This is a genomic window from Dysosmobacter sp. Marseille-Q4140, from assembly GCA_018228705.1.
Classification (GTDB): Bacteria; Bacillota; Clostridia; order Oscillospirales; family Oscillospiraceae; genus Oscillibacter.
Genome location: CP073694.1, coordinates 2620475 through 2634063, shown reverse-complemented (window position 1 = coordinate 2634063; position 13589 = coordinate 2620475). Strand labels below are relative to the sequence as shown.

General features: G+C 50.1%; 12 protein-coding genes. 7 read left to right on the top strand and 5 right to left on the bottom strand.

Annotation, left to right across the window (positions count from 1 at the left end):
* Nucleotides 1–133 precede the first annotated feature (133 nt).
* The 6 genes from KFE19_12990 (at nucleotide 134) to KFE19_12965 (ending at nucleotide 6212) form a co-directional block, all read left to right on the top strand.
* On the top strand, nucleotides 134–1300 hold the full coding sequence (locus tag KFE19_12990) for an AAA family ATPase (protein QUO37292.1): 1167 nt from the start codon (nucleotides 134–136) through the stop codon (nucleotides 1298–1300).
* A 15-nt stretch (nucleotides 1301–1315) separates the two neighbouring features.
* Complete coding sequence (mobC, locus tag KFE19_12985) at nucleotides 1316–1633, top strand: plasmid mobilization relaxosome protein MobC (GenBank protein QUO37291.1); 318 nt, start codon at nucleotides 1316–1318, stop codon at nucleotides 1631–1633.
* Nucleotides 1633–2934: a relaxase/mobilization nuclease domain-containing protein gene (locus KFE19_12980; GenBank protein QUO37290.1), complete on the top strand. Its 1302-nt coding sequence runs from the start codon at nucleotides 1633–1635 to the stop codon at nucleotides 2932–2934. The genes mobC and KFE19_12980 overlap by 1 nt, the downstream gene beginning before the upstream one ends.
* Nucleotides 2935–2941: 7 nt before the next feature.
* Nucleotides 2942–3154: a hypothetical protein gene (locus KFE19_12975; GenBank protein QUO37289.1), complete on the top strand. Its 213-nt coding sequence runs from the start codon at nucleotides 2942–2944 to the stop codon at nucleotides 3152–3154.
* 80 nt (nucleotides 3155–3234) lie between these two features.
* A complete protein-coding gene (locus tag KFE19_12970; protein ID QUO37288.1) occupies nucleotides 3235–4905 on the top strand; it encodes a recombinase family protein in 1671 nt (556 codons plus the stop codon).
* A 44-nt stretch (nucleotides 4906–4949) separates the two neighbouring features.
* Nucleotides 4950–6212 (top strand): recombinase family protein, encoded by a 1263-nt coding sequence (locus KFE19_12965; protein ID QUO37287.1) that lies wholly within the window; start codon nucleotides 4950–4952, stop codon nucleotides 6210–6212.
* Here KFE19_12965 and KFE19_12960 read toward each other — a convergent pair.
* Nucleotides 6181–7068, bottom strand: coding sequence for an SH3 domain-containing protein (locus KFE19_12960; protein QUO37286.1), 888 nt, complete (start codon nucleotides 7066–7068; stop codon nucleotides 6181–6183). The genes KFE19_12965 and KFE19_12960 overlap by 32 nt on opposite strands.
* Nucleotides 7069–7724: 656 nt before the next feature.
* Here KFE19_12960 and KFE19_12955 point away from each other — a divergent pair.
* A complete protein-coding gene (locus tag KFE19_12955; GenBank protein ID QUO37285.1) occupies nucleotides 7725–9128 on the top strand; it encodes a putative DNA binding domain-containing protein in 1404 nt (467 codons plus the stop codon).
* A 353-nt stretch (nucleotides 9129–9481) separates the two neighbouring features.
* Here KFE19_12955 and KFE19_12950 read toward each other — a convergent pair whose 3' ends face one another.
* From KFE19_12950 to KFE19_12935, 4 genes are all read right to left on the bottom strand, one after another.
* Complete coding sequence (locus tag KFE19_12950) at nucleotides 9482–10567, bottom strand: hypothetical protein (protein ID QUO37284.1); 1086 nt, start codon at nucleotides 10565–10567, stop codon at nucleotides 9482–9484.
* Nucleotides 10568–10853: 286 nt separating this feature from the next.
* Nucleotides 10854–11705 (bottom strand): DeoR/GlpR transcriptional regulator, encoded by an 852-nt coding sequence (locus KFE19_12945; GenBank protein QUO37283.1) that lies wholly within the window; start codon nucleotides 11703–11705, stop codon nucleotides 10854–10856.
* A 39-nt stretch (nucleotides 11706–11744) separates the two neighbouring features.
* A complete protein-coding gene (locus KFE19_12940) occupies nucleotides 11745–12701 on the bottom strand; it encodes a sugar kinase (GenBank protein ID QUO37282.1) in 957 nt (318 codons plus the stop codon).
* A 173-nt stretch (nucleotides 12702–12874) separates the two neighbouring features.
* The gene (locus KFE19_12935) at nucleotides 12875–13564 is read right to left on the bottom strand and encodes a hypothetical protein (protein ID QUO37281.1); all 690 of its coding nucleotides are present in this window, start codon (nucleotides 13562–13564) and stop codon (nucleotides 12875–12877) included.
* Nucleotides 13565–13589 lie beyond the last annotated feature (25 nt).

Sequence of the window (13589 nt, the reverse complement as noted above, 5' to 3'; positions counted from 1 at the left end):
GTAGAGAATCTAGTTGCGGCAATATAGTGTATGTATTAAAACTATACATTACCTATTTTCAAAAGTCAAGAAGTGTGTTAACTTAAGATAGAAAATAAATTATATAAAAACAATATCTAAAGGAGGGGAGAATATGAAAACTCTGAAAACCGTGGATGGTGCCACCCTGATGTCTCAGCCTCTTCAGCCTGTCTGTTTTGTGGTGGACACCCTGCTTGCGCAGGGTCTGCACATCCTGGCAGGTTCCCCGAAGGTGGGCAAATCCTGGCTGGCTCTGTGGCTGGCGGTGACAGTAGCCAAAGGAGAACCGGTCTGGAATATGACCACCAAACAGGGTACCACCCTCTACCTCTGTCTAGAGGACTCCGTTCTCCGTATCCAGAACCGGCTCTTTGAGATCACCGAGGACGCACCGGACAGCGTCCACTTCTGCACAGAGTGCGCGCTCATCGGTCAGGGACTGGAGGAGCAGGTAGAAACATTCCTCACCGCATACCCCGACACCGTGCTGGTCATCATCGATACCCTGCAGATGGTTCGACCAGTCCACGACGCTACCTATGCCAACGACTACCGGGATCTGTCGGTGCTGAAGCACCTGGCGGATCGGCACGGCATCGCCATCCTGCTCATCCACCATCTGCGGAAAGAAGGTGCAGAGGATGTATTTCACCGGATCTCCGGCACCACGGCCATCAGCGGTGCGGTGGATTCCAGCTTCACTCTGGTGGAAGAACGGCGCGGCAGCGGCAAGGCCAGGCTAACCTGTGTCGGTCGTGACATCGAGTACCGGGAGCTGACGCTCCAGCGCAGCAGCGATAATGTGTGGGAGCTGGTCTCGGACAGCAGAGAAGAGCCTGTGCTGCGGGAGGAACGGATTGTCATTCTTCTCTCTGCATTTATGAGTGCCAGAACAACATTTATCGGCACTCCCACGGAGCTCTCTGCGAAAATTGACCCTGACAGAATGGAAGGAATCACACCTAAGAAAATCTCCAGAATGATCCTGCAAAGCACTGAAGCTCTAGGAAAAGTTGGAATTACGGCAGTGATTCGCCGCAGCAACGGAAGACGCGTGATCGAACTGCACCGTGCCGATAGTGTCGATTTGGAGGGTGCCGGAGAAATCGTCCCTATCGACCCTGTCTTCGATAATCGACCCGCTGAAGAGAGCACAGTAAGGGCCGGGGATGCGGATTCCTCCCATTTGGGAGGGCAAGCAGAGCCTTCGTCCGACTTTGTCGGACTGGGCGCCGCCGGAAACCGGCGGATTCCGGGCGGAAGCCCGGACCCACTTTGAGAACGGAGGTGCCGCATGAAACAGAAAAAGGAAGTGCGGATCACGCTTCGGCTCACGCAGGAGCAGTACGACAGCATCGCAGCAAAAGCGGAAACGGCCCAGATGCCGGTGGGTGCCTATGTGCGCGCGGCAGCTCTGCGGCACAGAGTGGTGGTGATCGATGGACTGAAAGAGATCACCCATGAACTCAAGGGCATCGGACGCAGCATCAATCAGCTGGTGGTGCTGTGCAACATGGGCAGGATCAAAGAGGTACATCTGGGGGATGCGTGGCAATCGCTCAGCCAGGTCTATCTGAAATTGCAGGAACTGACTGACCGGGAGGTGCGCTGATGGCAACTGTCACATTTATCAAATACCAGAAGCAATCCGTCGGAGCACTTCGCGGTGTGGCAGGTTATGTGTCCCAAAAGCAGAAAACAGAGCAGGAGGACGGCTGGCAACTGGTCAGCGGACAGAACTGCACACCCCAGCTGGCCGCCCAGGAGTTCCTTGCCACCCGGCAGATGCACCGAAAGAACAGCCCAATCTGGTTCTATCACTATGTTCAGTCCTTCTCCCCGAACGAGAACATCACCGGAGCTTTGGCGCACCAGGTGGCTCGGGAATTTGCGGAGCAGGCGTGGCCGGACAGTGAGGTGCTCATCGCCACTCATATCGATGCGGAACACATCCACTCCCATTTCATTGTGAACGCGGTTTGTTATAAGTCCGGGAAGATGCTCCGCCAGGGACCAAACACCTTGAGCGGTCTGCGCACACTCTCCGATGGACTCTGCCTGAAATACAGACTTTCCGTTTTGCCGAAGCAACAACAGAGAAAAGCAAAAGGTATGAGCGCCAGAGAATACCGCTCCGCTGCCAAGGGTGAGAGCTGGAAGTTCCGGCTGATAAATACCATCGACCAGTGCATGCGGTACGCTTCCACCAGGGAAGAATTCATCTCTCTGATGGAGAGTGAAGGGTATCAGGTGCGGTGGACGGACAGCCGGAAGAACATTACCTACACCACGCCTACAGGAATGAAGTGCCGGGACGACCGGCTCCACGATCGGAGGTACACCAAGGAGGTCATGGAATATGAGTTCCGAATCCGGGCAGCGCTTGCCAATGGAGGAATTGAAGCGGCGGAACGCGATACCAACCCAAACCTGTCCCAGCAAAGAGGAATGGCAGGAGCTGCTCTATCGGCTGGACGAGCTGGAGCGGCACACAGCGGCCCACACAGCCCTTCTGCGGGGGGGTTCCAGCCAGAGGGAGCCGTGCCCCGCCCAGGCGCAGATGGAGGCACTGACGCGAGGTATGGCGGAAGTACAGCGGCTACTGCAACAGGCTGGGAAGAAGAAAGAACTCTCTATCTCTCCGCCCAGTTTGAGAACAGCAATGTCGGTCGTGATATGGCTGGCCCTGATCCTGCTGGGCACCATGGTGGCTATGGTGGTCTTGCAGGTGATCTGGTCCGGCTTGGCCGCTCTTTGGAGTGTGATCAAGCTGCTGATCCCGTAAGGGACGCCACCGCCATGCGCCAGCATACAGACCGCAAGGTACTGCTCCAAGAGCGGGAATTAAAGATCGCCATGGGCCACAGAGAGGACGATCACGAAGACGAACTTACTTGGAAACAAAGCATGTAATCTCTGCATGTCAACACAGCCCGAATTGGGCGGAAAGGAGCCTATGGGAAAGAGAACGACAAAACCCGAACTATCCAGTGTCATGTATTCCTATGTGGGGAACGATACACAATTTGACGCATTTTTGAAAATGCTGATCCACGACTATCTTGTCGTGGACAATCCCTTCACAAAACCGCAGGCGCAGATTGTTGGTTTTGTAGAATCGAATCAGAACTGAGTTCTTTTCATGGCTATTCACAGATGCCTGTGATATGTTCTGCTTGCAAAATCAATTCCATTCGAGAGGAGGTGCCGTGAGTGAAAGTCTGGCTCTACTATCGTCTCTCCAGAGATGAGGACAAGGAACTCAATTCCCTCAGCAACCAGCGGAATATTATCTACCACTACGCCGTTACCAATGGACACGAAGTCGTGGGCGAATCCTTCGATGACAATGTCAGCGGAATGCATTTTAACCGGGCGGGAATCGATCAGATCTGTGAGGCGGTGGAAGCCGGGCGGATCGAGGCCATCGTAGTGAAAGACCTCTCCCGTCTGGGGCGGCACCGCACCCAGACTGCTCTGTTCATCGACTATCTGCGGGAGCACAATGTCCGGGTGCTCTCCGCCACGGAAAATATCGACACCTTCAATGAGGCGGATGATCTCATCATTGGATTCAAGGGACTGGTCAATGACTTCTACGCCCGGGACGGCAGCCGACGAGTCCGCACGGGATATCGTCAGAAGCAAAAAGAGGGCATCGTCATGACCCCGCCCTTTGGATACTTCAAGGATAAGAACACCAAACAGGTTGTCATTGTGGAGGAAGCCGCTGAAACAGTCCGGATGATCTTCACAGCCTACATTGGCGGTCATGGTCTCAAGACGATCGCCAAAATGCTCAATGAGCAAAAGCGGAAAACCCCGGCGCTGACGCAGCTGGGACTTCTGAACAAGCACACGCCCAATACCCAGGACGGCATCTTGAAAAGGTATCTCTGGGATGGGAGGATGGTGGGCCGCATTCTGCAAGATGAGAGTTACATCGGTACGCTGATCTGCCACAAAAGCGAGCGCAACAAGATCAACAAGACTTTCCGCTTCACGGAACCCGAGGAGCAGTTCCGGCACGAGAACTTCTTCCCGCCCATTGTATCCAGAGAGATCTGGGAGCAGGCTCAGGTGCTGCTGGCGGAACGAAAGGAACGAAATGTCCGGGCCGGCGCCAGTCAGAGTATCCTGCGGTATGGAGGCCTCCTGCGCTGTGACGACTGCGGCCGCTCCTTTGTGGGAAAACGGATCCATACGAAAAGCGGAGAGCGGGTGGAGTATCGCTGCGACACCTATCACAGGTACGGGAAGGAATACTGCTCCTCCCACACGGTGGATGAGCGCATCCTGGATGCGCTCATCACCAAGGAACTGATCCGAACCAAGAAAATGTATGAGGAAAATTTCCAGACTATGGAGCAGCTGATTGACCAATGGCAGCCAAAGGCCAGTGCCGCTACCGCTCAGATCAAAAAGCAGCAGGAGCGAATCACCCTGCTGGAGGAAGAAATGGAGGCCATCTTGATGGAACGGATTCGGGACAAAGCCAATGCCGAGCGCTATGACCGGATGATCCAGAAACGGGAAGCCGAGATTGCGGCGGCCCAAAAGCAGATCGAAGAACTGCAAAATATTGAGGAAACTCTGCGCAGCCGGCAGGCCAAGCTGAAGCGGGACATCACTATGATGGATGACATCCTGAAAGAGGGGCATCTGACCGAAGCCCATCTGCGTCTGCTGGTGGATAAAATCTATGTCCACGAGGAAGATGGAAAACTCTCGCTGACCATCTGCCTGAAGGCTCCCTTCCGGGATCATCTGGATATCTACGAAAATGGGGAGCAAACAGACTGTTATCTCTCTCAAAACTACGACTTCGAGCGGCTGGGCCGCATCATTATGAGTGACTTCTGGGAAAACGGGGGAGAAGAATGAGAGTGTGGATTTATTCCAGGTTATCCAATGACGACGACTGCGAGATGAATTCCCTGCTGAATCAGCAGGAGATCTGCCGAGCCTTTGCGGAGCGGCAGGGGCACCAAATCATAGGATTATCCTCTGATGATAATGTTAGCGGTATGAATTTCAGCCGCCGTGGGCTAAATGAGCTCACGGCGGCTGTGGATACTGGCAGGCTGGACGCTGTCCTCGTCAAGGATCTCTCCCGTCTGGGGCGGCACAGGACGCAGACGGCCCTTTTCATCGACTACCTGCGGGAACGCGGTGTTCGGGTGATCTCTGTCACGGAAGGGCTGGACACCACCTCAGATGAGGATGATCTGGTCATCGGCGTCCGTGGCCTGATGAATGACTACTACGCCAAGGATATTGGAAAGAAGATCCGCACTGGTTACCGACAGAAGCAGCGAGCAGGCATTGTGATTACTCCTCCCTTTGGCTACTGGAAAGATCGCAACACCAACATGGTTAATTTCCACCCAGAGGCAGCAGAAACCGTACGGATGATCTATTCTCTGTACTTACATGGCTTTGGACAGAAGGAGATCGCCCGCAGGCTCAATGATTTGGGACGAAAGACCCCGGCGCAGCTACGGGCTGAACAATGCGGACGAGAAGTGCGGGCTGCGTATAAAACCAGAGATAATCGCTATCTCTGGACATATGCCAGTGTAAAAAATGTGCTTACCGAAGAGGCCTATACTGGTGTTCTTATCAACCATCGGTCCGAGACCCATGGTGGCAAGGCGAAGCGATTGGAGCAGGCGGAATGGTACCGCCATGAAAACTTCTTCCCGGTCATCGTGGAGCCGGATATATGGAAACTGGTTCAGCAACAGCTGAAAGGCCGGGCCCGGCCAGCCAACGGAAACCGCTCCAAGCACCGCTATGCCGGGCTGCTCCGGTGCCAGGAGTGCGGCAATGTCTTCGTCCCAATGATTCGGTATTGGAACAGCAAGCGGCGTGTGGAGTATGTCTGTAAGGGCTACCACCGGAGTGGAAAAAGCTATTGCAGCTCCCACCGTATCCACGAGGAAACGCTGGACGACATGGTGTGGGAGTATCTCACGGCGGTTCGGGATAGTCGTATTAAAGAGTGGGAGAAACTTGTAAAACTGCAAAAAATGTGGGCGTTGAGGAAACCGGTCCTCGACGCCCACATTTTGTCATTACAGGAGAAAGTGACGGAACTGGAGCAGGAAATAGATGGGATTGTGATGGAGAAGATGTCTGCTTCTATGCCAGTCCGGCCTATTTCTCCTCGCTTTCCATCAGAGAAATAGACCTCTTGCTGACATAGCCTGTATAACAATTCCCAGAGGACTCATCATGTATCTCAACCTCATAGTAATAGGGAGCGTCTCCTATCACCACAACTCTTTCCTTTAGTTCAATATGATACACTACCTGAGAAGAAGAGTGTGGCTCTTCATATATATTAGCTGAGGATAAAGCTTGCCCTATTGCAGACGAGGCTATATTGGCAATAATACTAATTAAAATTGGGAGAAACACATACACAAGTACCCATACAATAGATGGATGGGTCTGAGAAAGAATCTTCATTCGTTCTGCGAAACGCTGATCCCAATTTTTCCCCGAATGAAGAATTTCTTCTACCTCTCCTGCCACAAGTTCTTGTTCACCTTCGGACAGGATACCAGACTCATCCCTAAAATCTCTGGTATATTCTTCTGCCAGTGACGACAGTCTGGTTAGTTCCGCTATTCTTGCCTCAGTTAAAGGCTCGATTTGACACGGAATAACTTTTGACACAACACGAGACCATTCTTCAAGCCGCATGCTGAGCTGCGTCTGAAAGTCTTTTGGCATAAAAGAGTCGATAGTAGCCTGGTACTGCCTAAGGGCAGCCACCATTCCAGAAGTGTCGATCTTTTCTATAATTTCCTGGGTACGGTATAGAGCTGACATGGACTGACTATCAAACGCCTTACACATTCTATTGATGTTTTGGATTGCAGGTGAATCTAACACGGCAGAGAGATTTCTTGTCAATGCCGCATAATTCTGTTGTATATTCAGTAAAGGCTGGGTCATCGAATCTATCTGCCGCTGAATACGATTCCATGCTTCTAAGTATGGAGGGTCTTCATAAAATGCTGCCATAGTTTTCGACATATCCTAATCGCTCCTTGTAACCTACTACAGTGATAAAGTATATCATAGATACAGCATATTTACAAGCAAAGAATTCAATATATAGTATATATTTTACGAATACATGCTATATATTGTGCGATTGCCCGCTGCACCTTATTGTTACAGGATATGCAAAGTTATAATTTTATTTCTAAAAAGCTTCAGAGCAAGAATTTCCCATAGGAAATCTTGCTCTAAAGTTATGTGTTAGGACGTCAAAATCGGATATCGTTACCCTCATTTTCGCGCTATATTATATATAGACACGCCTGCATCAGCTTTCAACTAATAGTGATACTGATAATTCAACTCACACCAATTGTTACCAATAACTTAAACAACATCAATTCTATAATACCTAATAAATGCCGATTAAAAGCCTTAAAAAGTGGTTATGGAGAAATATAGAGAATAACAGAGATAACAAAAAATGGGGGGTTCGTTCCCCTCTTTTCTTAAGTTTTACAAACTATTTTTTCACTTCCCTCATTCAGGACTCCAATCATATACCTCTGTTAATTGGAGATAGGGGATTCAAATCGCATAAGGTAGTTCACGGTTTGTCGCAGGTGGTAATCAATATGCTATAATGTAGAGGTATGGCAAGCAGAATATTAGACCCAGAAAGTGAACGATTGGAGTTCAAAAGTGCCAATCACGGACAATTGCCAGAGAATGCCTGGATGTCGATTAGCGCTTTTTCAAATACCGATGGCGGAAAGATTCTATTTGGTGTGAAAGATGACGGCGAAGAAACCGGCCTTTCAAGCAAAGAATTGGACTCTCTACAGAAGAATTTTGTTAGCTTGTGTAATACGGGCTTTAATCATAAAATTGTACCGATAATAAGTATTGAAGAGAATCATGTAGCTGTAATTATTGATCCACTTCCAGCCATTATGCGTCCACTTTATTCAAAGAGAAGAGGAGTCAGGGACGGTACCTATATTCGGGTAGGATCCACAAATATCAAGGCGACCGACGAAGATATTATGCGGTTTGCAGTAGCAGCACAAGGCGGAGCAGAAACTTTTACTTATGAAGTGGATTATCATGAGGTTTTGGACGATCGTAAAATCAAAGAATATATCGACTTACTGAATTCAAGAAATAATAACGTTTATCAACGTTTTTCTGAAGAAGAAATTTTACAGAAACAAAAGGTGGTCGTTGACGGAAAAGTTACGCTATTCGGGCTCTTGGCCTTCGGGAATAAATTGGCTCTAAAAGAAGTAGTCGCGCCGACAATGAATATTGCAGTAACTCAATATCCGGATATAGATAAAGTCGTTGGTGATGCCAGTCTCACCTATACAGATAGTCGAGAGTTTGACGGGTGTGTAATAGACCAGTTTGAAAGTGCCTTTTCGTTCATAAAGAGTAAGCTTCCGGTACGTGGAATGATTGGACCAGACGGTAAACGTCAGGATTATTTAGTTATCCCAGAGATCGCAATTCGTGAGGCGCTCGCCAACGCAATTGTCCATAGAGATTATGCTACGAATAGCTCACGCATACAAGTTGACATTTATGCGAATAGAATCGAGATAATCAATCCAGGCAGAAGTCTAATGCCAATAGACGAGCTTGAAAGTACCCAGTCAGTCACACGCAACCCATTAGTGATGAATTTCTTTAAGGAAAATGGATATACGGAGCAAAAGGCTCGCGGGATTAGGACTATCAAACAAACAATTCGCGAAGCTGGCCTTCAGGCTCCCATGTTCGAGAATATTTCTGGGCAATCCTTCAAAGCTACGCTTTTTACGTCTGCCTTTATTTCGGCGGACGACAAAGAGTGGCTCAAACGCTTCTGGGAATATAATCTAAAAGATCGTCAACTCAACTGTTTGGTTTACCTGCGGCATCATAATAAAGATGGCATTAACAATAGCACCTATCGTGAGCTGAACGGAATGAACTCTGTCGGTGATGATAAAATGGCAAATCGCGAATTGGTAGGTATGGTAAGCATGAAGATACTTAAAGCTGACGGCATTGGACGATATCGAAAATACTATCTATATTCCGCTGAATAATAGTTCTATCGGACAAAAATTCGATTCTATCGGACAAGCTTACGCTTACTTCACCCCTGTTAAAAAGTCTTTGACGAACGTTCTATCGGACATCCTATCGAATAGAACATAGCAACATAGAAAAATAATACCGCCCATTGGTGCAACCTCAACGAAACGGGATTATTATAGCAAAACGTTCCACCAGTTCTCGGTAGCGTCACAGTAAAATCGTACTAAAAGTAGGTCCAACCCCCTCCGGATGTACCAAAAAATAACCACACCGAAAGGTGTAGTTATTTTTTGATAATGGGGGAGGGAAAACCGGCTTGATGGGGCTGAATTCTCCCTGGGTTCCGAATTCTGATGTGGATTTATGAGAAGGAAACACCGCCTGGATTGGACAGGACAAAATCAACATCTCCGACGACGCGGAAATTTGGAATGTCCACCGGGAAAAACAGTTCTTTGGCTTGGCTGACTTCCATGGAGCCCCCGTCCCAAATCAGTGTGCCTTTGCCAGACTCTACAATCGCAATTTGGGGATATCCCGTGTGATAAAATGCTGCCTCACCGTGTACGGACAGCCTTGTGACGGAAAAATACTGTGTATGATCCGGCCCGATCAGAATGATTTCTTCACCCCATGGACCCTTGCGGAAACACGTTTTCTTGGAGGCCCATTTTTTCAGGTTGTCAGCATAGCTGCGCCCTTCGTAGATATATGCCCCGAGGAGGCGCCGATCAAACACGTCTTCCGGCACGTCGTCATCGCGAATGGTCTCTGCATAAAATGGCCGGGCCCCCAGGGTTAAATCGGACGGCTCCTGGACTTCGATCAATAGACAGCCTGCTCCGACTGCGTGCGGGCAGCCTCCTCCTACGAAGAAGGCGTCGCCTGGCTTGACATGGATTTTGTGGCAGAGGTTTTCCAGGGCTGCGGTATCATCCTTGCGATAGTATTTTTCCCAGAGTTCGGGAGTGATCCCCTCCTTGAACCCCAGCAAAATGTATGCGGGTTCCCGGGTGTCCTCACGTGTGCTGATGATGTACCAGCTCTCCTCTTTCCCGAAATCACTGTTCCACATCTTCTTGGCCCAAGGCCGGGTGGGGTGGCATTGAAGGCGGTATTGCACCTGCGCATCCAGGAATTTCACCAGAACGCCTAAGCCCGTTCCGTATTGTGCGATATGTTTTTCCCCCAGAACTTCTTGAGGCGCCATGGCGATTGCCTGGAATAAATAGAGGACTTGGCCATCCGGCAAAATCACCTGGCTGCATCCCTTGTATGGCTGATCAGCAGGAGGCGCTTGAACGGTGTTGACGGCCCCGACCCAGCACTCAGATCCATCCGCACAATCTACTGCGGCGGGGTCTCCGCGAAATCTTCCAATTTCGCGGCCTCCTTTTCCACGGACATGGCTGGGAATGAGTTCCCAGGGTTGATGAAACAGATCCATACGGCATGCCTCCTATATAACTTTTTATAACTGCATTATATACCAATATATAACACTTTTCAACTATAATTTAAAAAGATCAGGAGATTATCACGATTGCAAGAGACAGTACAGATATGTACATATTAAAAAGCAAAATTTCAAAATGAAATATTTTTCGCTGATTTTCAAAATTATATATGCAACAAAGCAGCGACCCTGACAGGAGCTCCCTGCGGGGAAAAAGAGTCTCATCTGTTTTCAGCACAACGGGCTTTCTAACAGATGAGACTCAAAAATTTAACATTCAATTGGTGCCGGAACGGGAATACCTCTTTTGCGTAGACAAAAATTCCTCCAGCCAGGCCCTTCGCTCCTGTTCCTCGTAACCATCTTTTGGAAAAAACACCTTTACGTGATGTTTCCCCATCTCTTCCATGACGTTTTGTGGAAGCTCTTCATCCGTAATCAAGACATCGATGTCGTTGGGACGGCCGAAAGTAAACGGCTGGACTTTTCCGATTTTGCCTTTATCCATCAGCATGATCACGCAGGAAGAGGCTTTTTCAATGACGCGTTTTTTCAAATGCGCTTCACTGAGATATCCGCTGGCGAATCCGTTTTCCAGGGAAAAACCAGATGTGGACAGCACCGCTACATCAACATTCATGCTGCCGAGCATGTCCTCTGCCTGAGGCCCTGAACAAGCCAGGGTCGTGCCGATCACCTGGCCGCCCAGTAAATTTACGTTGTATCCATTTCGCTGGGAGAGCTCTACCGCGATATTGGCTCCGCTGGTGATGATGGTAAAATGCCCGTCCGGCAGCCGTTTGGCCAACGAATACGTTGTGCTTCCGCCGTCCAGGTAGAGGGCGTGGTAGGAATTCAGCAATCCCACGGCAATCCTTGAAATCTCTTCTTTTTCGTAGACATTTTTTTTCAGCCGGTAGAAAAAGGACTGCTCCTGTTCTGTAAACTGGTTTCGGATTGCGGAAGCGCCTCCGCGGTAACGGCGGATGTAACCCAGTTCCTCTAATTTGGCCAAGTCACGCCATAGCGTCATGGGCGTATAGTCCGACACAAGCTCCTGCAGCTCCTTGATCTGCACGCTGCCCTTGCTCTCAATGAAATATAAAATTTTAGACTGTCTCTCATTCATACTCGTCTATCCCTTATTGCTTGGCCTTGATTAGAATTTTTAATCCGTTACATAATGAATTTCTGGCGGCTGGTTTTCCCGGATAAATGCCTGCAGCTGCGCGTAGGAACACATGCCCGTGTTGGCGCCCACGGCCTGTATCACCTGCGCTGACGCTGCTGTTGCGGTCAATACGCATTCCTCCGGAGAGCAGTTGCGCACAAGAGCGGTCAGGAACCCCGCGCAGAAGGCGTCTCCCGCGCCGGTGGTTTCTACCACGGGGACGTGATACGTTCCGCAGAAAAACGCCTTGTTCCCCGACTGGTAGAAGCTGCCCTCGGCGCCCAGCTTGATCGCCACGTGTTTAACGCCGCGGTCCAGGAAGAAAGCCGCGATATCCCTGGGGTCCTGGTATCCGCTGATGAGCTTGGCCTGGTCGATGCTGGGGAGGAAGTAGTCCAAATGGGGATAGCACGGGGAAATAATTTCATTCCACCGTCCGGTGAAATCATTTGTAACGTCCATAGACGTCAATACCCCGGCCTTTTGGGCGGCTTGAAACAATTCTGCGGCGCCCGCCCCGTCGAATGCCGGCAAGTGGAACGTGCCGCCCACCTGTAAAATTTTGCACGAGGACAACAGGGCAGGGTCCACATCAGATGCGGAAAATTCCCGGCTGGTTCCTCCGTAATAGAAAAAAGCCCGGTTGCCGTCAGGCTTGATTAAGAGATTCACTTTCGCATGGGGGCAATCGGTGCGCACTACGTGGGAGACATCTACGCCTGCGTTCTGGAGCGCTCCCAGAACAAACTCCCCGCCGGCGTCCAATCCGATTCGGCCAACATAACAAACCTGATTTCCCAGCTTGGCAAGGTCCACGGCGTTGTTTAAGGCATCTCCGCCCGACTGAATTGAAATGCTCTCCACCGGGCTGCAGACATTGGAAAAAAGACACTCGGACACCGGTTTGCAGATAATATCAACGGCTGTTTCTCCAATACATAAAATGTCAAACATACGTTACCCCTCTGCCTTGAGCAAACTCCTGAACATAACAAAAATGTTAACACAAAAGCCGCTCAACCGTCAAATGAAATTTTCACAATTTTGTAAATTTTAGCAGTTGTTTTTCTTGCAATGGTGAGCAAAGCCTCCGGCGTGGACCGGGGGCTTTGCTCTTTGGGCGATGATTACGGTTTGCTGATAAAGTCCTTTATCTTTGCTCCGGGACCCCAGGTGGCCTCCCAACCATTGAGGAAGTCTCTGGTGGTGGTCACGGACGGCTCGTTCTGCATCCACTCAGTGATGTTATCGGCATTGAGATTGATTGCCTGGCAGCCGCAGCCGGCGCAGTCGCTGAACTGCTGGTGGCTGCGGACACCGACGCCCATGAGTTTCCCGTGGCAGCCGCTCTCGCGAATATAGGCGGCAATGTCCTTCAGCGTCTTTGAGGCGTCATAGCCCGCGTTTACCATATAATTGTACAAAACCGCCACGTAATCCGCACCGGCCTGCAGCGCCATCATCGCCTGAATGGTGGTGAAGCAAAGCGTTCCCAAAGTGTGGTAGCCCTGTTCATGCAGGGTTTTCAGCGCTTTGATGCCCACTTCGTTTGCGGGGACCTTGATGTAGGTGTTCCGGCCTGCGATGGAGCAGATGTATTCCGCCTCAAGCAGAATGTCCTCATACGTCTCGGCGGTGACCTGCGTGAACAGCTTCTTGCCGCCCACGACCTTCCGCAGGTTCCGCAGGGTTTCCTCGTAGGGAACTTTTCCCAGGCTTCCGATCATTTTGGGATTGGTGGTGATTCCGTCGATGGGGTAGAGATCCAGGTATTTTGCAATGACGTCTGCCCGTTCTTCATTTAAGTACAGTTCCATAGTGCGCTCCTTTGAGTGAGAGTAG

Bases quoted from the DNA above. Each gene is read 5' to 3' on its own strand.
- KFE19_12960 (QUO37286.1), bottom strand. From the start codon at position 7,068: ATGTCGAAAACTATGGCAGCATTTTATGAAGACCCTCCATACTTAGAA.
- KFE19_12975 (QUO37289.1), top strand. From the start codon at position 2,942: ATGTCAACACAGCCCGAATTGGGCGGAAAGGAGCCTATGGGAAAGAGA.
- KFE19_12945 (QUO37283.1), bottom strand. From the start codon at position 11,705: ATGAATGAGAGACAGTCTAAAATTTTATATTTCATTGAGAGCAAGGGC.
- KFE19_12980 (QUO37290.1), top strand. From the start codon at position 1,633: ATGGCAACTGTCACATTTATCAAATACCAGAAGCAATCCGTCGGAGCA.
- KFE19_12965 (QUO37287.1), top strand. From the start codon at position 4,950: ATGAATTCCCTGCTGAATCAGCAGGAGATCTGCCGAGCCTTTGCGGAG.
- KFE19_12935 (QUO37281.1), bottom strand. From the start codon at position 13,564: ATGGAACTGTACTTAAATGAAGAACGGGCAGACGTCATTGCAAAATAC.
- KFE19_12990 (QUO37292.1), top strand. From the start codon at position 134: ATGAAAACTCTGAAAACCGTGGATGGTGCCACCCTGATGTCTCAGCCT.
- mobC (QUO37291.1), top strand. From the start codon at position 1,316: ATGAAACAGAAAAAGGAAGTGCGGATCACGCTTCGGCTCACGCAGGAG.
- KFE19_12950 (QUO37284.1), bottom strand. From the start codon at position 10,567: ATGGATCTGTTTCATCAACCCTGGGAACTCATTCCCAGCCATGTCCGT.
- KFE19_12940 (QUO37282.1), bottom strand. From the start codon at position 12,701: ATGTTTGACATTTTATGTATTGGAGAAACAGCCGTTGATATTATCTGC.